The following is a 23,785-nucleotide window of genomic DNA, read 5'->3' as shown; positions in this document are numbered from 1 at the left end:
CCATACAGTTAAACTAACTTGGAAATACTCGGATCCTTAATCTGAACTTAATCTAGGTTAGATATCTTTCACTTTGAATTGTTTACGTAACCATTCAATGTTGGTGGACGTAAGTTTGTCCCTTGTCGTCATTTAAAAGGTGTGGATTCCGTGTGGGTTGTTAAATTTGCTTTACGTCAACGTTATACCATTGGCGCTTTAGTTTTGTTGCTGTTGCTAATTGGTGGGCGTTCAATGCAACAGGTCTCGATTGATGTACTGCCGTCTATAGACATACCTTACGTAAATGTCATGTGGACCTATCCTGGGCTCAGTGCTAAAGACATGGCGGCAAAAATTTCTTCATTCAGTGAAATCGCCATCATGAATAATGTTGACGATGTTAAGCAAATATCTTCAGAAAACGGTAATGGTTTTTCCTTGATCCGGGTAGAATTTCATCCTGATGCAAAACTCGAAATGGCATTAACGCAGATTACAGGTGTGTCGCAAACCATATTAAAGCGCTTACCATCTGGCATGACACCACCATTGGTTGTGAATTACACCACCTCCAGTGTCCCAATCTTACAATTAGCCCTATCGTCATCCAATATGACTCAATCTCAATTGTACGACTATGCACGCTTGTCACTTAGACGTCAGATACAATCTATCCCTGGGCTACGTTTAAGTTTGCCGTTTGGAGGGGCACCGCGACAGTTAATGATAGATATAGACCCCCTTCGCTTGCAAGCCTATGGGGTTACGGCTCAAGATGTGGCCCAAGCCATCCATCAACAAAATGTAACTTTACCTTCTGGGGTTTTACGACAAGGGAAGTTGGAATTCACGGTTTCAACCAACGCCAGCCCTAGCGATGAGAGTGAGTTCGCGGACATTCCAGTGAAGTATACCAAAAGCGGTTTAATTCAATTGCGAGATGTAGCACAAATCCGCGATGGAGGAGCTGTCGCAACAAGTATGGCCAGAGTGGATGGGCAAGCCGGTGTCATCGTCTCCGTACTTAAACTAGGTCAAGCATCAACTGTTGATATCATCAATGAAATCAAGCACCGATTGCCACAGATCCGAAAAGACACACCACAGGGCTTAACGATTACTCCCATTTTTGATCAGTCTAAATTCGTGTTGGCATCTCGAGACGCTGTTCTTACCGAGGCGTTGCTGGTGGCCGGGCTAGTCGCAGCAGTCGTATTATTATTTTTGGGCAGTCTACGCAGTACTGTCATCGTTTTGATCTCTATTCCACTGGCATTATTAACGTCTGTAATTGGATTGACTGCATTGGGTCATACTCTCAATCTCATGACTCTCGGCGGACTGGGGTTGGCAATTGGTATTTTGGTCGATAATGCCCTAGTAGAAATTGAGAATATTAACCGTAATATTGACTCCGGCAAGTCTGTTAGAAAGGCCGTAATCGATAGTGCCAGCCAGATAGTATTTCCTGAACTCGTCTCTACTTTAAGTATTTGTATCGTGCTCATCCCTATTTTTTTACTGGGAGGGACAAGCTCGTATATATTTGAACCTTTAGCTTTGGCTGTGCTGTTATCCATGCTTGCCTCATTTATTCTGTCACGAACGCTGGTGCCTACGCTTGCATTTATGCTGTTGCCAGCAGAACGTGAGCTACGAGCAATCCGAACCTCACCGTTACAGCGATTTCATCATCAAATCGAAGAAAAGTTAGATCGTATCATTGACAGGCATACTGCAAATATACGAAAGCTAATGGACTACCGAGGTCGGATTCTACTGCTGACATTATTACTAGTCGCTGTGACCATGGTCGCTGCAGTATCTTCCTTAGGTAAGGATTATTTCCCTAAATCAGATGCGGGTGCTATTCGACTGCACTTGCGCGTGGGTAGTGGTAATCGGCTCGAGGAGACGGCCAAGAAATTTGCTAATGTCCAACGCCTAATTCGTGAAGTGATTCCGGTCCATGAACTTCACACTATTGTGGAGAACATCGGCCCACCAGATCCGATAAACAGAACCTGGATTAACTCAATGATCAGTGCCTCGTCCGAAGGTGAACTACTCATTCAACTGAATCCAGACCATTCACCAACCGAGGAGTACATTCGTAAAATAAGGCAGCAACTTAATATTCGATACCCAACATATGACGTTTTGTTTCGACCTGCAGATATTATCTCGCAAACCCTTAATGGCACGGCAGATTCTGCAATTGAAATTAATATTAAGGGTAGAAACATACCAGAAAATACTCAGCTCGCGAGCAAACTAATAAATGAATTGCTCTCTGTAGACGGCGCAGTCGATGTCATGCTTGGCCAAATTATGGCTTGGCCCGATTTAAATATCAGTGTAGATCGTATCCGTGCGGCACAGTTGGGGGTGAGCGTGACTGATATTAGTCGTGCGATTTTGGTCAGTTTGAGTTCAAGTGCATCGTATTTCCCTAATAGTTGGGCTAATAATGGTATCAGCTATATCGTTGCAGCACAGATCCCCCCTCACCGCTTAGATTCGTTAAATTCACTATTAAATATTCCGTTAAAAACTTTTGCTGATGACATTGTGTTACTACGAAATGTTGTAACGGTAGAGGAGCGTACCCAGCCAGCTATGTTTGAGCGGCAAATGCTCGCGCCTGTTGTGAGTATTTTAGTCAATGTTGAGCAACGGGATTTGGGAGGAGTTTATGATGACGTTGTTGCATTGACTGACAAATTTAGCGCCGAGCTGAAACTAGGAAATTCTATCTCAGTTGATGGTCAGGCGAAAGATATGCTGAATGCATATGGAGAACTGGCCGCAGGTATGATTATAGCCGCACTGCTTGTTTATCTACTCATGACAATCAATTTCCAATCCTGGGCGCTGCCACTAGTGGCACTCAGTGCAATGCCACTTGCTATTACCGGGGCACTTATTTCACTTCTTGTGTCGCAGACCCCTCTTAGTGTGTCTGCGTTTATGGGCATGATTATGGTTATGGGAGTGACCACTGCAAACAGTGTGTTGGTGGTCAGTTTCGCACGCAGTGAAATGTTGCTGAAAAAGTCAGCGAAAATGGCGGTAATAGGTGCCCTACGAACTCGTTTTAAACCGGTGATAATGACTGCGATAGCCATGCTAATGGGAATGATCCCTATGGCATTGGCATTAGGTGAAGGCGCTGAGCAGAATGCGCCATTAGCCAGAGCGGTTATTGGGGGGCTGCTTTTAGGAACCCCTGCAACTTTAACCCTAGTTCCGCTAATACTTAGTATGCGTACTAAATCTCTATTCAATGACGCTGAGGAAAGTTCCCTTGTTTAATTCACATAAAAAAATGCGCCTAAAGCTATATTGTTTTATTCTATTATTGACAGTCAGTATGCACTCTTTGGCGGGCGCTCGAGAGGCTGGCCAGAAAAAAATTGCATCTACATTACGGTCACAAATACAGAATATACAAACAGTGAGTCTTGAAGTCGCTGCTACCGGACAAATAGTAAACCTTCCAACATTGTCGCTACCAATGCACTCTGCAAAATTATTCTCCAGATCCTCCGGATTTATCACCGCAATATTTGCTGATATAGGAGATAAAGTTGGCAAAGGCGAGTTATTGGCCATAATCGATAATCCGCAAATTATGGCTCAGGAAAAAAAAATTCTAGCTGATATAAACGCAGCAAAGGCCGAATTAGAACTTAACCAACTAAATTTCCAGCGAGCTGAGCAATTGATAGCGGATAATTTGATTAGTGGTTCAGATCGAGATCGATTGCGCCTCCAAGTCGCAAAGACGCAAGCCAGTATTACTGGTTTAGAAGCTCAATTGGAAGAAAATCTATCACATCAAACTTTGCTTGAGATCCGCGCGCCGTTTGCAGGCTATATAGTTGCAAAGGGTCTCGAGGTAGGTGATCTTGCTAGTGCAGATAGCTCACAAAACGACAGATACTTTTTTGAAATTGCCAATACCCAACGGCTACGTTTAAGCATTCGTGTCCCCAAAAATGAACTAGGAAACATAGTGGTAGGCAATGAGGTGTTTGCCAATTTCATTGGTTATCAGAGCGTCACTGCTAAGGGGCGTATTATGCGGTTGTCTCAGTTTATAGATGAAAAATCGGGAACTATGTTAGTGGAAGCTGAAATCGATAACCGTGACTATAAATTACCAGCGGGATTGCGCGGGACTGTTGCTATCAACACCAATTCAGATGCAAAGACTAATCCTGTTTGGAGCGCCCCACTTTCAGCTATCAGTTACCATGAAGGTCACGACGCGGTAATTGGCATTAGCAATGGAGAAATAAAATTCCATAAAGTTGAGATCATCTCCAAATCAAGCAACCGTGTCACATTACGGGGTAGTTTGGATCATGTTGATAAAGTGGTTTTGAATCCCAATGCGTTTTTGATGGAATAAAATAGACTCATTCGCTAGTTATGGTAATTTTATATTGTATGCACATCGGTCTTTACTAAAAAGATACATTAAAGGAAGAGATTAAGGCCGTAACCTGCGTAGATATCTAGAGCCGCTTGTGTGGCTAATTAGCTCATGAAACGCTAGGTATTTTCGGCATTCCGGCCAGCTTAGTTTACACCAATCGCATAGGCAACTTATTCATGTCTATTGTACCTCGCGAGGTTCGCAACACCATCGATAGGACGCCCTTCCTTTTTACATGGGCCACTTCTGTGGACCAGACAATATTTACGTCAGTTTCGCTATTTGCAGTGCAGTCCAAAGTTTCTTTATGATGTCTTACGGTGTTAATTTGCATCACAGACCCGTTTGTAATTCAAAATATACTTAGCTACCTTAATAAAAAGTACCCTGCATCAGGGCAGACAAAGACTTTACTGATGTCCAATTTTTTGGCCAGTAACCATGAAAAGTATAAGTTAAATCAGATGAATCGTAGTCGCCCTGTACCCATTCGATGATAAGTATCATCCACATGGCATCAACCCTAAGTTCAGTGCCAAGCCATCTTCAATTTTATCTATGATCTCTTGTATGAGTTCACTTTCGAAACCGGCTAGTAAAGCGGGTTCGCAATGCGGTTATCGCCCAAGTCATTTGCCGGAGCACTGTTTTTAAAGCCAAAGATGAGCATAATCTAAATAGTGGGGTACGAAAAGGGCAATTAGGTCTGCTATGCGATAGCGTGAACCTCATTTCTTGCTAAACCGGCCCAGTGCCAATATCAATAGATGTGAGCTTACACTTGCAGCAAAGGGATTTATAAATTATGCACCGTAAATCAAATGAACGAGCCAAAAACAAAAAAGCCGATAAGGTAACTTATCGGCTTAATCGTATATGGTTGCGGGAGCAGGATTTGAACCTACGACCTTCGGGTTATGAGCCCGACGAGCTACCAGACTGCTCCATCCCGCGTCTGAAATCTTCTCAACGAAAGAGTGCTAAATGTCACTATCCCCTCGTTAGGCAGCGCATTATACATACTCAAGAATATGGTGCAAGGATGATTCGAAAATAATTACCTTTGTGGTGGAAATATATCGGTAATAACCAGAACTATTCAACTCAACAATGGGATAGCAAGAGCACAAGCTAATTGGCTAGCAATTTAGTTCAGGTTGCTTTTCAACCAGGCATTAACCTCTTCCAGATTTATTTCTTTTGAAAAGTGCTTACTAAACACTAAAAATGTAGGTAAAGCATATCCATCATATGTATCTACAGATACACTATTTTCTACTCCCGTCTGTTCCAACAAATATTTACCAGAAGCAGAATTTGTCACAAAGGCATCGAGACGTCCTTTTAACAACATACCCAGTAGGACTTCATTACTGGGGAATTCGCTCACATTGGCACTCGCTAAATGCATTGATAATGACATTGATTCAGGAACCCGAATACCTCGAACTATGCCCAGGTTGTTGATATTTTTCGGTGCAAAATCTTTTCTGTAGAAGAGTCCATATCGGCTGACATGCAGAGGATAGTCGGTGTAATTGATTAGCTCTCGACGATAGGGAAAATCCCCCAAAGAAAAATAACAGTCGTAGGTTGAGGTGCCAAGCATCAACTTAAGACGGCTCCATGGGACATTATCAATTTTCATATTCCAGTTAAAATCGATAGCCAGTTTACGCAGTTTTGTCACATCGCTACCGCGTACCTCATGACCCGGTGTCTCGAAGATAGCGAAAGGCGGATAATGCGTGGTGGCACACCTAATCTTTTTCTCGGTAGTAACTTCCCCCACGTCCTGTGATTGTGCTAAATCTGCAAAGATCAAACATAGAAAAACAGAAAATGATTTTGAGTAGATGTTCATATGTATCGACCTAAAATTATCATCACGTTAATCCCTTTGGAGCAGATTAAAGGATTGAATATTTTTATCTATTACACTTTAGTATAGCCGAGGATCATCCAACGCCCTGAATAACAGCCTATTGCTATTGATCTGTCCTTTGCTTAGCGCCGTATAATTGCGACTCAAATAGTGCTAAATCTGGCGGTTCAGTAAACATCACGGGGGGAATTTGTGGTATAGACTGAATCATTCACCATAGCTTGCAGCTGCCGCGAGCTTATTTTATTAACTGAGCACCTAACGCTGGATATTTATGCATAGTTTACGCCTCATTTTGGGTGACCAATTAAGTCACAGCATATCGAGTTTAGCCGACACGGATAAAAGCACAGATGTGATTTTAATGTGCGAAGTGTGGGATGAAGCAACTTATGTTAAACATCACAAAAAGAAAATCGCTTTTATCTTCTCAGCTATGCGGCATTTTGCCCAAGAGCTGCGAGCAAAAGGCTATCAGGTACATTACACCCAGCTTGATGATGTTGATAATACAGGTTCATTTTCTGGTGAAGTTACACGGGCTATCGAACGCTTTGCCCCCACAGAGCTAATAGTCACAGAGCCTGGGGAATACCGAGTACTGAATGACATCAAGTCTTGGAATTGCAGCGTTCCAGTGCAGATCCGTGCTGATCAGCGTTTTTTGTGCTCACATCAAGGCTTTACGGATTGGGCCAAGGGCCGTAAACAGCTGAGAATGGAATACTTTTATCGGGAGATGCGCAAACAATATGGCATCTTAATGAATGGCCGTGAGCCTGAAGGAGGTGAATGGAACTATGATAACCAAAACCGAAAACCGCCTAAAAACGGTCTCACTATCCCGCCAACCTTTAGCTCCACGCCAGACCCGATCACACAAGAGGTTATGGCCCTTGTAGAGAAACACTTTTCTGATCACTTTGGTGATCTAGAGCCCTTTCATTTCGCTGTGACAAGGCAACAGGCCTTGCAAGCGCTGGATAAATTTATCCAACAACGTTTGTGTAATTTTGGTGACTACCAAGATGCCATGATTCAGGGAGAAGCATGGATGTATCACAGTCATCTAAGCTTTTATATCAATTGTGGACTGCTACTTCCGCTGGAATGTGTAAAAGCGGCGGAACAAGCTTACCGGTGCGGTAATGCGCCGTTGAATGCAGTGGAGGGATTTGTTCGGCAGATCATTGGCTGGCGGGAATATGTACGGGGAATTTATTGGTTGAAAATGCCCGACTACCAATCAGTGAACGTGTTAGAAGCCAAACGTAAGCTGCCTGCGCTGTATTGGGGCGCTAAAACAAGAATGAACTGTCTTAGCCAATGTGTCAAAGAGACTAAGCAAAATGCCTATGCTCATCATATTCAACGACTTATGGTGCTTGGAACCTTTGCACTAATCGCTGGCCTACATCCAGATGAGGTAAATGAATGGTATATGATTGTTTTTGCCGATGCTTATCAGTGGGTGGAATTACCCAATGTAAGCGGCATGATTTTATTCGCTGATGGGGGTCTTTTGGCCTCGAAACCCTACGCAGCAAGCGGCTCCTACATAAATAAAATGTCGGATTACTGTAAAGGTTGTAAGTATAAGGTTAGCAAAAAAATCGGGCCAGATGCCTGCCCTTTTAATTACCTTTACTGGGATTTTTTAATCCGTAATCAAGCTAAACTGCGGGGAAATCATCGGCTAGCAATGATTTACCAAACGCTAGAACGTATGGACAAAGAAAAAATTCTGGCAATACAAAATGATAGCCAACTATTTTTACGAGCTTTAGGGAACAATGAAGGAGTGTGATTTCAGCCAGCTGTCAACAGCTATTCCACTGGCTAAGGTTTGGGTCGATGTAAAAATTTGCACCAGCCAATACAGAGTGCAAACGTACATGAAGCCATTACATCTTTAGAAGACCAAGCAATTCACAACTTGCTTTTTAACGACTCAGCAAGGTAATGCGCGCTTAAGAAAGCGGACTCAACCTGACCTTGCAAACACCAATCACCACATACCCCAAGCTGGAGTTTTTCGTCGATGAAAAAGCCGTCTCCTTTTTCTGCATTCTGATCAATGAGAGTATTGGCATAGCGCCAACGATGCAGGCTTTGGTAGGCGGCATCATGCATATCCCGTCCTAACAACTTTTCTAACTCAGTAAGTAAAACCTCACGGACCTGGCCCTGCTCATCTTCTAGATGAGCCTCGCTCCACTGATTGGTTGTTTGGACAAGCAATGAATAGTCTGGATTACGATCGGGTTTTGATGAGTTGACTGAGATCCATTCTATGGGTGAGTTTTTAACCTTGGCGGCCTGCCAATTTAAGGCCAAGTCATGGTTGAAACCCAACATAAGGCTATAGCAACCTTGCATTTTTGTATTTGCTATTAGTGCATGACCGGAGAACTCCGAGGGCATAAGATTGGCAGCCTGTGGCGATGGCGCAGTGCTGATCACCCAATCAAAGGGGCCATGAGATAAATTTTCACTATCGATTAAATACCAGCCGTGGGCTTCTTGGCTTAGTCGCTCAATCTGGGTTCTGAGGTTAACATTATGCGAAGTGGCTATAGCACGGCATAAGGAATTCATGTTTGGCGAGCCGCTATAGTGCGGTTCAAACCAGTCACGCTTATAATATTTTTTACCATGCTCTAAGGTCATCACTTTGGGCGTCCATTCTTGCACAACCCTTTGTTCAATAAAGGGTTGTAAAAAGTGCTTAAAACCCTTTGAGCGTGCAGTGAAAAATTGTGCCCCATGGTCGAATCGGTATTCGTCAGCGTAACGGGTAGACATACGTCCGGCCACCCCACGGGCTTTCTCGAATAAAGAGATAGTTGCATAATCTTTCATACTTTCGGCAAGGGTTAAGCCTGTTAAACCCGCACCTATGATGGCAATATTTTTAGTCATTAAGATCCGTTAAGCTGCACAAGTTAGATTTCGATATGGGTGACTGAAATTTATATTTAGCCGGTGAGCATGAATACAAAGATTGATCGAACAGTGCAAGGTAGTTGCCTGTCCATAATGTTCAGGCCCTATGTAACAGAATCATCTTAGCACTTTTAGCTATTTACCTTGCTGCCTATCACTAATATGGCAAAGAGAGTTAGAAAGATCATGATTTATAAACACAAAAAAGCCGATAAGGTAACTTATCGGCTTAATCGTTTATGGTTGCGGGAGCAGGATTTGAACCTACGACCTTCGGGTTATGAGCCCGACGAGCTACCAGACTGCTCCATCCCGCGTCTGAAATCTTTATTGAGTGGCTGGTGAATTGCTTACCTGCCTTCTCAAGAGGAGCGTATTATACATAGCGAAACCTACTACGCAATAGCGATATGCATAAAAACACAATAAAACTTCAACATTACTGACCGACTGGTCAATAGATAAGCAGTACGGTCAATTAACGAACCAGCCCCCTTGCCTTAACTAAACAAATCCATTTTGTTTGCCAGTTTAAAGTCCAAATCACTTAGGCCATTCACATCATGAGTGGTGAGTACAACGTCTACCTTATTGTATACATTGAACCATTCTGGGTGGTGGTTAAGCTTTTCTGCCCAAATCGCAATTTGAGACATCCAGCCAAATGCTCTGATAAAACTTTTGAATTTATACGTCTTCACCAGTTTCGCACCATTAACTTGCCACTTCTGCTCGTCGCTTTTACCATTATTAAGCTCAAGTAGTGCGTCCATTATTTGCTGTTGGGTGTATTTTTCTGCCATTAACAAGTGTCCTTTTAGATTGATTAATATCAGTGTGGAAAAAAGCCCTGTGGATTGAAAGCTTTCAGTGAAAAAATGCCTTTGACTATTCGGAAGTGAATCTTTACAAAAAAATCCCCGAACTAAGTCGGGGATTGTTTGATTACTAAATAATAGTATTAGAACTCTACTGCTAATCTCGCGTAGATTTGTCTGCCACGTGGATCGTGTACTTTAGAATCAAAACCACTGTTAGTGAACAGTTGAGGAGGCTCTTCATCCATCAGGTTGATACCACCCACTGATAAAACATATTTCATATCAGTTTCAAGTACCGCACCTAAGTCTAGGTTGTATTGGGCATCGACAGTTACATGGCTGTCGACCTCATAGTAACCCACTGAACACACACCACCAGTAGCTAAGCTTCCATCACTACAGTTTTGATCATCATCATAACCACTTATATAGCGTATAAAAATGTTAGCGGCATGGGCATCTTTCTTCCAATTAAAACCAAGATTCATCCGAAGCTCAGGGGACGATACACCAATGTTAGTAAAGTTACGTCTGCCTGCACCATCAATAACGGCATCGGACTGAGGATCAGCCAACTCGTACTTAGTAATGTAAGTCGCGTTGATAGATGGCGTAAAAGTACCCGCGTCATCTGTCTCAATTTTATAGCTACTGACAAAATCCAAACCAGAAGTTTCTAATGAATTCGCATTCACGTAGGTACTGTTAATCTGCAGAACAGGTCCGGTTAATGGATCACCTGCACGGATAACTCGGTCAGTATTAGTCGGATCACTGTTAAGTATAGCCTGAGCATTTTCTTGTATAATCAGGTCTTTGAACTCAAAGCTCCAATAATCTACTTCAATTGATAGGTTATCAACGGGCTCAAAGGAGAATCCAAGGTTGTAAGCTTTCGATTTTTCAGGGGTAAGGTTTTCATTACCCTCCGCTCTTACGGCCACAAATGCCTGAGCCGCTTGAACAGGATCAACCAATTGCTGTAGCGATGTTGCTCCACCATTACGCAAAAATACCGTCGGTGCTCGGAAAGACGTTGAGATCGAGCCACGGAAAGATAGATCTTCGCTTGCGCGATACGAGAACGCCAATTTCGGATCTAAGGTATCACCCACTACACCGCCGTAGTCTTCGTAACGCAATGCAATTTGCACATCCAAGTCTTCAGTGACCGGCAATGCTAACTCACCAAACGCCGCCCATACATCGATAGCACCTTCAAAATCAGGGTTACCTATAACAAAGGTAAAGCTGTCTTGGTTAGCAAGAGAATCATAATCTTGTGAAAGTTTCTCTTCTCGGTATTGCATCCCTAAAGCAACAGACGCCATGCCACTACCCATTTCAAATGCTTCAAATGAGGCAAAGCCTTCGAACACTTCTAAATCGGACCTTGAATCTATGACTTCTTCACCGGTAAATGAGTCAACAACATATTGTGAATTTGGCGCAGTCGTAAATGAATTAGCAAACGGATTGAAATATTCACAATCCCCTTCACCTGGTGTACCTGTTAATGGATTACATTGTCCGCCACCTAAACCGTTTAAGGCTAGGTTAAACTCAGTATTTAACACATCAGGCACTTTAAATAGGAAGTCATTCACTGCACGAGTGTAGCTAATTTCCCAAAATCCGTTATCCATCTCACCTTGTAAGGCGGTATTAAAGCGGAAAGTATCTGATTCTGTATTGGCTGGGTCGCCCTCAAAACCATTCCCTTCTGCCCGTCCGAAAAATGCAACAGGCGCACCGAACGGATTTTGTGGATGATCAGCAGGTACGATTGGAGAGGTCAAGATTGGAAAACTAGGCGCACCGCCGCGTTCGGCACGATTTCGTGCATAGCCAAACTCGGTTGTCCAAGTTAACTCATCGGTAATTTCAAAAGTCGCTTGGGCGTAGATATTCGTCCGCGACTCATCTGCTACATATGAATAGTAGGGGCCAAAATCAAATCCACAAAGTCCAATTTCGAGTCCCGGTATAGTCCCACTTGGTGCTCTTAAGTCAGGATATCCACCAAACTCTTCACAACCATAAGGGTCAATAATAGGCAATGTACCTACCCCTGGAATCGTTAGAAAGTATGAACCTGGGTTACCTAAAGCACTAGTGTCATCTTGTGGACGACTAAGGCGACGATCACTTATAAATAAGGGCGAGCGATTGGTATAGCTAACCGCAGCCATTACATTACTTTTCTCGCCATCTGCTCCCCAAAGGCCCTGAATGACATATTCTTTGTTATCGCCATGAGCACCGTCTTGGTAATCAAAGCTCATCATCGCGCCGTCATAATTGCGTTTAGTGATAAAGTTAACTACACCTGCAACGGCATCAGAACCATACAATGCTGATGCACCATCTTTAACAACTTCCATACGATTGATAGCGATCATAGGAACTAAGGAGCTGGTATCAACGAAATTTAGACCATCATTGGTAGGTTGAGCATTCACAACCTGACGTCGGTTGTTTAGAAGCACCAATGTAGATGCAACCCCCAAACCGCGTAAGTTAATGTTAGATGTACCAGCGGTTGCATTTTGCGTGAATGCATCTGGGTTATTTTGTGAGCCTGAATTAATCGTCAGGGTTTGGGTAATATCTGCTATGTTTTTCGCACCGATAGCATCAATCGCTACGCTATCTATTACTGCTAGAGGAGAGGGTGATTCAAAATTTTCAGAACGGCGCACGAAGCTACCGGTTACCATAATGAGCTCTATCTCACTATTACCGTCCTGTTCTTGTTCTTGAGCTACCGCGTACTGGGGTATAGCAAGTAACTGCGACGATACAATAGCTGCAATCGCACTTACGCGTGTCTTTAGTTTCATTGTGTGTCCCCTAATCATAATGGCTAACACAACCTCTTGGACATTTGATCCGAACCCATCCAGTCAGGTCATATCTGCATTCGATAAGTTTTAGTTTTATGTTTTGTGCTTTATGCTTTGCGCTGACAAATCAGCGCAGCATGCAGATAAATGGTAGGGGTTGAACAACCATATGTAAATATACTGTTACTTATATGTGAACATTTATTTTTAAGATGGACCGACCAGTTAAATTTTATTCCCCAGAAATCAGCAGCATAAGAAACTTTCCGACCATTGCAGGCTTCTCTCTATTCTCTATTTCTACTTGGCAATCAAAGCGATACAAGATACCGCTGTTTTTTACTTCTGTGCTATCTAACTTCACATGATAGCGAATCCGGTCGTCTACTCTAACTGACTCAAGAAAACGCAATGAGTCCATTCCATAATTCAACAAGGTTTGCTGCTTGGCATCTAATTGGATTAGCTTGTAGAATACTTTGGGCATAAGGGACGTAGATAATAAGCCATGGGCAATAGTTTTTTTAAACGGACTTTGTTCAGCGCATCTTTGAGGATCCACATGGATCCATTGATGATCGCCTGTTGCATCAGCAAATTCATTTATCATCTGCTGTGATATCGTTAGCCAATCAGTGCTACCCAAGTCTTCGCCATCTTCTAGTTGTGATAAATTCTTACCCATACCCTGCCCCTTTGATTAGTTTTATTAACATTTTTTAACATCTTAGCAATCTACATACTATTAACGAAATGAATGTTATGTATAATAAACTATCAAAATATCTAATAGAAATTAACTCGATTTCGTCACTAAAGGCGGCTCAAGTAGCCTATATAGCATAAAAGGGTAACCATGAACCTCAATCGAATAGACTTAAATTTGTTTGCTGTTTTCGATGCAATATATACTGCGGGAAGTTTAACCAAAGCTGCTGATGTGTTGTGTATCACTCAGCCCGCTGTGAGCAATTCTCTGGCTAGATTACGGGAAATGCTGAATGATCCGTTGTTCGTTAGAACCGGACACAGTATGACACCCACACCGGTAGCTCAAAATATCATTGGCCCGGCTCGAAATGCCCTTGGTTTGCTACGCAAAAGCGTACAAGACAGCCATACCTTTGATCCGGAAACCGCGGAAAAATCTTTCCATTTCGCCACCCGGGACTTACTTGAAGCCAGCGTCATGCCGCGTCTTCTAGCCAACCTACAAAGTCGCTCCCCACGTATCACTATTACCAATTATGAAGTGGCCCGCAATACGGTTGTTTCAGCCATGGCCAGTGGTAGTTTAGACTTCTATGCTGATGCCTCAACCTTTACTGATCCACATTTATGCAAGCAAAAAATAGCGGAAGATAGATTTGTGGTGATGGCACGAAAAAACCACCCCGACTTGAAGCAAGGGTTAGACTTAGACACCTTTTTACGTTTAGGTCACATCAATGTGTCCCATAGACGCAGCGGCGCTGGACCGATTGATATCGCGCTGGATAAGATAGGTAAACGTCGAAAAATCGTTATGCGTGGGCAGCATTTCTTAACCGTCCCAAGTACTATTGTAAAAACCGACTTGATCTCTTGTATTCCTTATCACCTAGCTAAACACTACGAGCTATCTATCTATGAGATGCCGTTTCACGTGTCTCCGCTCGAGTATTTTTTATATTGGCATGTTAGTGCCGACCATGATCATGCTCATATATGGATGCGCGAACAAATATCTGAAGTAGCAAACGTTTTTCTCCATCCCCACTGACTTATCAAACTTATTTGGCAAACAGAACTACCTTTCTGTTTGCCTATTGCCCCAGTTATAAGCAACCAGCCGAATAGCGAAGATCTATCACATTTTTCTATTACCTTTAAGGTATAGCTACTAATACTTTAGTATTGATACATAGATTTTAATCCTTTCCTCAATAGTCTTTAATTAATCCCGTTGAAACGCAACCCCTAACATTTAACTTATTCGAGGAATTTAACCATGTTGAAAATTGTTAAAACTTCTATCGCTATCGCAGCAACATCTTTATTGTTCACCACTACCGCTCAAGCTGATATTAATGATGCTTTGCAAAATATCTGCACCATCGTGAAAACCGATGACAAAGGTGAGCTTCGTAAGAAAATGAAAAAAGTTGAGTCTGACTTCAGATTGAAACTTAAAGATTACTATACCGGTGTAAGTTGTGGCGGTAACAGCCTGATTCGCACCGCTATGCTAAATGATGCCGTTGAGACCGGTACCTTGCTAGTCAAGAAAATGCCTAAGTCAGATTTATCAGCACCTGAGCAAGACGGCAAAACCCTGCAAGCCTGGGTAGCAGAAAACGGCCTTGATGGCTCAGCCATTAACGCTGTGATCAATGACCGAATCTAATTATCGATTAACATGAACTCTACCAGTTCAACATGGTAAGTAGACATGCGTTGTCTACGTCCTCGGAAAACAGCCTCTTTTGAGGCTGTTTTTCGTTGTACCTGCCAATTCCTTTAACACTCATCTAGCCCACCTTCCCTGTTCATTATGCTTGGCCCCACAGCGACTCCCATTAACCTTAGCAAAGGTAGATCATTAGGATAAACAGGTTAAATCAAGATTTTTACCCTAGTCATAAATACACCTTAACCCATTGTAATACATAAACTAAATACTATAACGCGGTCAAAATCAGGCGCTATTGGTATAAGAACTCATCCCTAAGTATCAGCTATTAGATTTTAGTTAACCTGAGTTTGGGGTTTAATTGATCTCGTTGAAACGCAACCCCTAACATTTAACTTATTCGAGGAATTTAACCATGTTGAAAATTGTTAAAACTTCTATCGCTATCGCAGCAACATCTTTATTGTTCACCACTACCGCTCAAGCTGATATTAATGATGCTTTGCAAAATATCTGCACCATCGTGAAAACCGATGACAAAGGTGAGCTTCGTAAGAAAATGAAAAAAGTTGAGTCTGACTTCAGATTGAAACTTAAAGATTACTATACCGGTGTAAGTTGTGGCGGTAACAGCCTGATTCGCACCGCTATGCTAAATGATGCCGTTGAGACCGGTACCTTGCTAGTCAAGAAAATGCCTAAGTCAGATTTATCAGCACCTGAGCAAGACGGCAAAACCCTGCAAGCCTGGGTAGCAGAGAACGGCCTTGATGGCTCAGCCATTAACGCTGTGATCAATGACCGTATCTAATTATCGATTAACATGAACTCTACCAGTTCAACATGGTAAGTAGACATGCGTTGTCTACGTCCTCGGAAAACAGCCTCTTTTGAGGCTGTTTTTCGTTGTGTCGACACTGGTCAATCTATGTGGATTCGATAAATGTTAATATATGTTGATTCACTAAGTCGGGAAACTGATGGTGCAGCCAATGATTTGCCTCAGCAAATTTTTCAATTTGAACATCCTTCACATACTCTTCTAAGCCATCCAACAATTGCGGCACAAAAGCCAAATCTTTCTCGCCCCACAACACAAGGGTCTTAGTCGTTATACGAATATTCGGCACTTTCATCTTGCTTAGCTCCACCACAGGACCATTGGTGTTGATATCCTGTTGACTCGGCGCTAACTGCGGCATAGCCTGATAGTATTTCAACATTGAGATCAACACTGCAGGTCTCGCCCAACTTTTTCTATACTCATTTAACTCGTTGTCAGTCAAAACCGAGTTTTGCTGTTCATCGACAAACATATTTGTAAGCAAACTATAGCTATTCTGTACTATGACGGTCTCGGCATCATCAGCAATCAACTGGTGAATATAACCACTTTTTTGCCGTTGCACAGGATTACAGATCATCTCACGGGTAAAGGTGCTCGGGTGAGCCGCATTTAATATAATCAGGTGACTAAAAAGTTCAGGGTTAAACGCGACTAAAGGCCAAGCGATAGCGCCTCCCCAATCGTGGGCGACCAATATTATTTTTTGCTGACTGTGTTGCACAGTCTCAATGAACTGCCTTATTACTTCAATTAAATTAGGTACCGCATAGAACGCCAAATTTTCAGGTTTAGAAGATTGGTTGTAGCCGGGTAAATCAGGAGCGATAACACGATATTCAGCACTAAAAAAAGCAATTTGTTTGCGCCAGGTTTGCCAATTCTCTGGAAACCCATGTAGAAAGACTATGCAACCTTTCGAAGGCCTTTTCGGCAGCGCCTCCATATAATGTATTCGGCATCCATTGACGTGGATGTGTTTGCTTTCCATGTACTTCTCCCCAAAAAAAAGGCGGATGCATTTGCATCCGCCTTTAATATTTTATCGAAAACCGGTATTACCCAACTAAGAAATGGTCTTCTGGCATCGTCATCAGGTTATCAGCACCAGATTCCATCGCCGAAACCAATGAACGAGTACGAGATAGCAAACGGTCAAAGTAGAAGCCAGCAGTCTGTAACTTAGCCTGATAGAAGGCTTCATCAGATGTGCCTTCATCTAGCCTTTGCTGCGCTACAACAGCCATTTTAAGCCACATGTAGCCAACAATAATGTAACCAGAATACATCAGGTAATCGACCGAAGCTGCGCCCACTTCATCAGGATTGCCTGCAGCACGTTTAGAGACTTCTTGAGTGATCTGCACCCACTCATCAATATGAGTTTCAATTGCATTGGACCAAGCATTAAACTGTGCTTTGTCACGCATGCTGACGCAATACTCCTGCACTTCTTTGACAAATACTTTGAGCAATTCACCCTTAGAGCCCATGATTTTACGCCCTAATAGATCAATGGCTTGGATACCTGTTGTACCTTCATACATAGTACAAATACGGGTATCACGAGCCAACTGCTCCATGCCCCACTCTTTGATATAACCATGTCCGCCATAGATTTGCATACCATAGCTGGTTGTCTCTTGAGCAGTCTCAGTTAAAAACGCTTTAACAATAGGCGTCAACAGCGCAAGTTTTGCTTCAGCGATCTGCTTTTCTTGTTCGTTATCGCTGTACAAGGTGTTATCGACCATTTGCATACAATAAATGGCAAGAGCTCGATTTCCTTCTCTGAAGGCTTTCTGGGTTAACAGCATTCTGCGCACATCTGGATGAACAATAATGGGATCAGCTGGACCGTCTGGATTGACCGCTCCTTTAGCCGCGCGAAATTGTAAACGATCTTTTGCATATGCAAGCGCACCTTGGAATGCCGCTTCCGTGCCTGCTAAACCTTCTAAACCCGTTCCGATACGTGCCGAGTTCATGAAAGTGAACATGCAGTTGAGGCCACGATTAGGTTGACCAATCAAAAACGCTTTTGCTGAATCAAAATTAATCACACAGGTCGCGCTGGCTTTGATACCCATCTTATGTTCAATGGAACCACAGCTAACGCCGTTACTAGCAGCGGCTTCGCCATCTTCGCCCACATTAAATTTAGGGATAACGAACAACGAAATACCACGGGTACCCGCAGGAGCATCAGGCAGGCGCGCAAGTACGATATGCACGATATTGTCAGCAAAATCATGTTCACCAGCAGAGATGAATATTTTAGTTCCTGTTACGCTATATGAACCATCATCATTAGGCTCGGCTTTGGTTTTCAGCATGCCTAAATCTGATCCGCAATGGGATTCGGTAAGGCACATAGTGCCTGTCCAGCTACCTTCAATTAATTTAGGTAAGAAACGCTGTTTTAACTCATCAGAACCATGCTCTTTGATTGTGGCGATGCAGCCTTGACTCAAGCCTGGATACATTGCCCAAGAGTGATTTGCACCGGAAAACCATTCGGCAATGGATGAAGCAAGAGAGTAAGGTAAACCTTGACCACCATAACTCTTCTGGATGAGTCAGATTCATCCGAAGCTCAGGGGACGATACACCAATGTTAGTAAAGTTACGTCTGCCTGCACCATCAATAACGGCATCGGACTGAGGATCAGCCAACTCGTACTTAGTAATGTAAGTCGCGTTGATAGATGGCGTAAAAGTACCCGCGTCATCTGTCTCAATTTTATAGCTACTGACAAAATCCAAACCAGAAGTTTCTAATGAATTCGCATTCACGTAGGTACTGTTAATCTGCAGAACAGGTCCGGTTAATGGATCACCTGCACGGATAACTCGGTCAGTATTAGTCGGATCACTGTTAAGTATAGCCTGAGCATTTTCTTGTATAATCAGGTCTTTGAACTCAAAGCTCCAATAATCTACTTCAATTGATAGGTTATCAACGGGCTCAAAGGAGAATCCAAGGTTGTAAGCTTTCGATTTTTCAGGGGTAAGGTTTTCATTACCCTCCGCTCTTACGGCCACAAATGCCTGAGCCGCTTGAACAGGATCAACCAATTGCTGTAGCGATGTTGCTCCACCATTACGCAAAAATACCGTCGGTGCTCGGAAAGACGTTGAGATCGAGCCACGGAAAGATAGATCTTCGCTTGCGCGATACGAGAACGCCAATTTCGGATCTAAGGTATCACCCACTACACCGCCGTAGTCTTCGTAACGCAATGCAATTTGCACATCCAAGTCTTCAGTGACCGGCAATGCTAACTCACCAAACGCCGCCCATACATCGATAGCACCTTCAAAATCAGGGTTACCTATAACAAAGGTAAAGCTGTCTTGGTTAGCAAGAGAATCATAATCTTGTGAAAGTTTCTCTTCTCGGTATTGCATCCCTAAAGCAACAGACGCCATGCCACTACCCATTTCAAATGCTTCAAATGAGGCAAAGCCTTCGAACACTTCTAAATCGGACCTTGAATCTATGACTTCTTCACCGGTAAATGAGTCAACAACATATTGTGAATTTGGCGCAGTCGTAAATGAATTAGCAAACGGATTGAAATATTCACAATCCCCTTCACCTGGTGTACCTGTTAATGGATTACATTGTCCGCCACCTAAACCGTTTAAGGCTAGGTTAAACTCAGTATTTAACACATCAGGCACTTTAAATAGGAAGTCATTCACTGCACGAGTGTAGCTAATTTCCCAAAATCCGTTATCCATCTCACCTTGTAAGGCGGTATTAAAGCGGAAAGTATCTGATTCTGTATTGGCTGGGTCGCCCTCAAAACCATTCCCTTCTGCCCGTCCGAAAAATGCAACAGGCGCACCGAACGGATTTTGTGGATGATCAGCAGGTACGATTGGAGAGGTCAAGATTGGAAAACTAGGCGCACCGCCGCGTTCGGCACGATTTCGTGCATAGCCAAACTCGGTTGTCCAAGTTAACTCATCGGTAATTTCAAAAGTCGCTTGGGCGTAGATATTCGTCCGCGACTCATCTGCTACATATGAATAGTAGGGGCCAAAATCAAATCCACAAAGTCCAATTTCGAGTCCCGGTATAGTCCCACTTGGTGCTCTTAAGTCAGGATATCCACCAAACTCTTCACAACCATAAGGGTCAATAATAGGCAATGTACCTACCCCTGGAATCGTTAGAAAGTATGAACCTGGGTTACCTAAAGCACTAGTGTCATCTTGTGGACGACTAAGGCGACGATCACTTATAAATAAGGGCGAGCGATTGGTATAGCTAACCGCAGCCATTACATTACTTTTCTCGCCATCTGCTCCCCAAAGGCCCTGAATGACATATTCTTTGTTATCGCCATGAGCACCGTCTTGGTAATCAAAGCTCATCATCGCGCCGTCATAATTGCGTTTAGTGATAAAGTTAACTACACCTGCAACGGCATCAGAACCATACAATGCTGATGCACCATCTTTAACAACTTCCATACGATTGATAGCGATCATAGGAACTAAGGAGCTGGTATCAACGAAATTTAGACCATCATTGGTAGGTTGAGCATTCACAACCTGACGTCGGTTGTTTAGAAGCACCAATGTAGATGCAACCCCCAAACCGCGTAAGTTAATGTTAGATGTACCAGCGGTTGCATTTTGCGTGAATGCATCTGGGTTATTTTGTGAGCCTGAATTAATCGTCAGGGTTTGGGTAATATCTGCTATGTTTTTCGCACCGATAGCATCAATCGCTACGCTATCTATTACTGCTAGAGGAGAGGGTGATTCAAAATTTTCAGAACGGCGCACGAAGCTACCGGTTACCATAATGAGCTCTATCTCACTATTACCGTCCTGTTCTTGTTCTTGAGCTACCGCGTACTGGGGTATAGCAAGTAACTGCGACGATACAATAGCTGCAATCGCACTTACGCGTGTCTTTAGTTTCATTGTGTGTCCCCTAATCATAATGGCTAACACAACCTCTTGGACATTTGATCCGAACCCATCCAGTCAGGTCATATCTGCATTCGATAAGTTTTAGTTTTATGTTTTGTGCTTTATGCTTTGCGCTGACAAATCAGCGCAGCATGCAGATAAATGGTAGGGGTTGAACAACCATATGTAAATATACTGTTACTTATATGTGAACATTTATTTTTAAGATGGACCGACCAGTTAAATTTTATTCCCCAGAAATCAGCAGCATAAGAAACTTTCCGACCATTGCAGGCTTCTCTCTATTCTCTATTTCTACTTGGCAATCAAAGCGATACAAGATACCGCTGTTTTTTACTTCTGTGCTATCTAACTTCACATGATAGCGAATCCGGTCGTCTACTCTAACTGACTCAAGAAAACGCAATGAGTCCATTCCATAATTCAACAAGGTTTGCTGCTTGGCATCTAATTGGATTAGCTTGTAGAATACTTTGGGCATAAGGGACGTAGATAATAAGCCATGGGCAATAGTTTTTTTAAACGGACTTTGTTCAGCGCATCTTTGAGGATCCACATGGATCCATTGATGATCGCCTGTTGCATCAGCAAATTCATTTATCATCTGCTGTGATATCGTTAGCCAATCAGTGCTACCCAAGTCTTCGCCATCTTCTAGTTGTGATAAATTCTTACCCATACCCTGCCCCTTTGATTAGTTTTATTAACATTTTTTAACATCTTAGCAATCTACATACTATTAACGAAATGAATGTTATGTATAATAAACTATCAAAATATCTAATAGAAATTAACTCGATTTCGTCACTAAAGGCGGCTCAAGTAGCCTATATAGCATAAAAGGGTAACCATGAACCTCAATCGAATAGACTTAAATTTGTTTGCTGTTTTCGATGCAATATATACTGCGGGAAGTTTAACCAAAGCTGCTGATGTGTTGTGTATCACTCAGCCCGCTGTGAGCAATTCTCTGGCTAGATTACGGGAAATGCTGAATGATCCGTTGTTCGTTAGAACCGGACACAGTATGACACCCACACCGGTAGCTCAAAATATCATTGGCCCGGCTCGAAATGCCCTTGGTTTGCTACGCAAAAGCGTACAAGACAGCCATACCTTTGATCCGGAAACCGCGGAAAAATCTTTCCATTTCGCCACCCGGGACTTACTTGAAGCCAGCGTCATGCCGCGTCTTCTAGCCAACCTACAAAGTCGCTCCCCACGTATCACTATTACCAATTATGAAGTGGCCCGCAATACGGTTGTTTCAGCCATGGCCAGTGGTAGTTTAGACTTCTATGCTGATGCCTCAACCTTTACTGATCCACATTTATGCAAGCAAAAAATAGCGGAAGATAGATTTGTGGTGATGGCACGAAAAAACCACCCCGACTTGAAGCAAGGGTTAGACTTAGACACCTTTTTACGTTTAGGTCACATCAATGTGTCCCATAGACGCAGCGGCGCTGGACCGATTGATATCGCGCTGGATAAGATAGGTAAACGTCGAAAAATCGTTATGCGTGGGCAGCATTTCTTAACCGTCCCAAGTACTATTGTAAAAACCGACTTGATCTCTTGTATTCCTTATCACCTAGCTAAACACTACGAGCTATCTATCTATGAGATGCCGTTTCACGTGTCTCCGCTCGAGTATTTTTTATATTGGCATGTTAGTGCCGACCATGATCATGCTCATATATGGATGCGCGAACAAATATCTGAAGTAGCAAACGTTTTTCTCCATCCCCACTGACTTATCAAACTTATTTGGCAAACAGAACTACCTTTCTGTTTGCCTATTGCCCCAGTTATAAGCAACCAGCCGAATAGCGAAGATCTATCACATTTTTCTATTACCTTTAAGGTATAGCTACTAATACTTTAGTATTGATACATAGATTTTAATCCTTTCCTCAATAGTCTTTAATTAATCCCGTTGAAACGCAACCCCTAACATTTAACTTATTCGAGGAATTTAACCATGTTGAAAATTGTTAAAACTTCTATCGCTATCGCAGCAACATCTTTATTGTTCACCACTACCGCTCAAGCTGATATTAATGATGCTTTGCAAAATATCTGCACCATCGTGAAAACCGATGACAAAGGTGAGCTTCGTAAGAAAATGAAAAAAGTTGAGTCTGACTTCAGATTGAAACTTAAAGATTACTATACCGGTGTAAGTTGTGGCGGTAACAGCCTGATTCGCACCGCTATGCTAAATGATGCCGTTGAGACCGGTACCTTGCTAGTCAAGAAAATGCCTAAGTCAGATTTATCAGCACCTGAGCAAGACGGCAAAACCCTGCAAGCCTGGGTAGCAGAAAACGGCCTTGATGGCTCAGCCATTAACGCTGTGATCAATGACCGAATCTAATTATCGATTAACATGAACTCTACCAGTTCAACATGGTAAGTAGACATGCGTTGTCTACGTCCTCGGAAAACAGCCTCTTTTGAGGCTGTTTTTCGTTGTACCTGCCAATTCCTTTAACACTCATCTAGCCCACCTTCCCTGTTCATTATGCTTGGCCCCACAGCGACTCCCATTAACCTTAGCAAAGGTAGATCATTAGGATAAACAGGTTAAATCAAGATTTTTACCCTAGTCATAAATACACCTTAACCCATTGTAATACATAAACTAAATACTATAACGCGGTCAAAAT

Annotated in this window: 15 protein-coding genes, 2 tRNA genes and 1 pseudogene; 8 read left to right on the top strand and 10 right to left on the bottom strand. The window is 42.8% G+C overall.

Translation table 11 applies throughout. The features are described 5' to 3' along the window. The first annotated feature begins 150 nt into the window (after nt 1–150). Together QR722_RS06925 and QR722_RS06920 are read left to right on the top strand one after the other, a co-directional pair. Nucleotides 151–3,297 carry an efflux RND transporter permease subunit gene (locus QR722_RS06925; RefSeq protein ID WP_286286529.1) on the top strand — a complete coding sequence of 1,049 codons (3,147 nt, stop codon included), beginning with the start codon at nt 151–153 and terminating at the stop codon, nt 3,295–3,297. Continuing rightward, entirely contained in the window at nt 3,290–4,399 is a 1,110-nt protein-coding gene (locus tag QR722_RS06920) for an efflux RND transporter periplasmic adaptor subunit (RefSeq protein WP_286286527.1), read from the top strand. Before QR722_RS06925 ends, QR722_RS06920 begins: the two co-directional genes overlap by 8 nt. Nucleotides 4,400–5,303: 904 nt before the next feature. On the opposite strand, the gene QR722_RS06915 is transcribed toward QR722_RS06920, so the two are convergent. Then, nucleotides 5,304–5,380, bottom strand: a tRNA-Met gene (locus QR722_RS06915). A gap of 193 nt (nt 5,381–5,573) precedes the next feature. Beyond that, complete coding sequence (locus QR722_RS06910; RefSeq protein WP_286286525.1) at nt 5,574–6,290, bottom strand: substrate-binding periplasmic protein; 717 nt, start codon at nt 6,288–6,290, stop codon at nt 5,574–5,576. A gap of 295 nt (nt 6,291–6,585) precedes the next feature. On the opposite strand from QR722_RS06910, the gene QR722_RS06905 reads away from it, so the two are divergent. Next, nucleotides 6,586–8,118: a cryptochrome/photolyase family protein gene (locus QR722_RS06905; protein ID WP_286286523.1), complete on the top strand. Its 1,533-nt coding sequence runs from the start codon at nt 6,586–6,588 to the stop codon at nt 8,116–8,118. A gap of 122 nt (nt 8,119–8,240) precedes the next feature. Here the strand turns inward: QR722_RS06905 and QR722_RS06900 are convergent, their stop codons facing one another. The 5 genes from QR722_RS06900 to QR722_RS06880 form a co-directional block, all read right to left on the bottom strand. Further along, entirely contained in the window at nt 8,241–9,233 is a 993-nt protein-coding gene (locus QR722_RS06900) for an NAD(P)/FAD-dependent oxidoreductase (RefSeq protein ID WP_286286521.1), read from the bottom strand. Between the two features lie 264 nt (nt 9,234–9,497). Then, nucleotides 9,498–9,574, bottom strand: a tRNA-Met gene (locus QR722_RS06895). 183 nt (nt 9,575–9,757) lie between these two features. After that, complete coding sequence (locus tag QR722_RS06890; RefSeq protein WP_286286519.1) at nt 9,758–10,060, bottom strand: 4a-hydroxytetrahydrobiopterin dehydratase; 303 nt, start codon at nt 10,058–10,060, stop codon at nt 9,758–9,760. 158 nt (nt 10,061–10,218) lie between these two features. Then, nucleotides 10,219–12,921 carry a TonB-dependent receptor plug domain-containing protein gene (locus QR722_RS06885; protein ID WP_286286517.1) on the bottom strand — a complete coding sequence of 901 codons (2,703 nt, stop codon included), beginning with the start codon at nt 12,919–12,921 and terminating at the stop codon, nt 10,219–10,221. Nucleotides 12,922–13,156: 235 nt separating this feature from the next. Continuing rightward, entirely contained in the window at nt 13,157–13,609 is a 453-nt protein-coding gene (locus QR722_RS06880; RefSeq protein ID WP_286286513.1) for a MaoC family dehydratase, read from the bottom strand. 171 nt (nt 13,610–13,780) lie between these two features. Here QR722_RS06880 and QR722_RS06875 point away from each other — a divergent pair, with 171 nt between their 5' ends. The 3 genes from QR722_RS06875 (at nt 13,781) to QR722_RS06865 (ending at nt 16,127) form a co-directional block, all read left to right on the top strand. Beyond that, complete coding sequence (locus tag QR722_RS06875) at nt 13,781–14,686, top strand: LysR family transcriptional regulator (protein WP_286286511.1); 906 nt, start codon at nt 13,781–13,783, stop codon at nt 14,684–14,686. A 228-nt stretch (nt 14,687–14,914) separates the two neighbouring features. Beyond that, on the top strand, nt 14,915–15,310 hold the full coding sequence (locus QR722_RS06870; RefSeq protein WP_286286509.1) for a DUF3718 domain-containing protein: 396 nt from the start codon (nt 14,915–14,917) through the stop codon (nt 15,308–15,310). A 421-nt stretch (nt 15,311–15,731) separates the two neighbouring features. After that, nucleotides 15,732–16,127, top strand: a complete 396-nt coding sequence (locus QR722_RS06865) for a DUF3718 domain-containing protein (RefSeq protein WP_286286509.1) — start codon at nt 15,732–15,734, stop codon at nt 16,125–16,127. 115 nt (nt 16,128–16,242) lie between these two features. Here the strand turns inward: QR722_RS06865 and QR722_RS06860 are convergent, their stop codons facing one another. From QR722_RS06860 to QR722_RS06845, 3 genes and pseudogenes are all read right to left on the bottom strand, one after another. Further along, nucleotides 16,243–17,151, bottom strand: a complete 909-nt coding sequence (locus QR722_RS06860) for an alpha/beta fold hydrolase (protein WP_286286505.1) — start codon at nt 17,149–17,151, stop codon at nt 16,243–16,245. Nucleotides 17,152–17,218: 67 nt separating this feature from the next. Continuing rightward, a pseudogene (locus QR722_RS19390) lies at nt 17,219–21,104 on the bottom strand (TonB-dependent receptor domain-containing protein). 235 nt (nt 21,105–21,339) lie between these two features. Continuing rightward, nucleotides 21,340–21,792, bottom strand: a complete 453-nt coding sequence (locus QR722_RS06845) for a MaoC family dehydratase (RefSeq protein ID WP_286286513.1) — start codon at nt 21,790–21,792, stop codon at nt 21,340–21,342. A gap of 171 nt (nt 21,793–21,963) precedes the next feature. On the opposite strand from QR722_RS06845, the gene QR722_RS06840 reads away from it, so the two are divergent. Together QR722_RS06840 and QR722_RS06835 are read left to right on the top strand one after the other, a co-directional pair. Beyond that, nucleotides 21,964–22,869 (top strand): LysR family transcriptional regulator, encoded by a 906-nt coding sequence (locus QR722_RS06840; protein WP_286286511.1) that lies wholly within the window; start codon nt 21,964–21,966, stop codon nt 22,867–22,869. Between the two features lie 228 nt (nt 22,870–23,097). Beyond that, on the top strand, nt 23,098–23,493 hold the full coding sequence (locus QR722_RS06835; RefSeq protein ID WP_286286509.1) for a DUF3718 domain-containing protein: 396 nt from the start codon (nt 23,098–23,100) through the stop codon (nt 23,491–23,493). Nucleotides 23,494–23,785: the final 292 nt, after the last annotated feature.

The sequence above is a fragment of the Aliiglaciecola sp. LCG003 genome, assembly GCF_030316135.1.
In the GTDB taxonomy this organism is placed as follows: Bacteria; Pseudomonadota; Gammaproteobacteria; order Enterobacterales; family Alteromonadaceae; genus Aliiglaciecola.
This window is presented reverse-complemented; position numbering and strand designations above follow the sequence as displayed.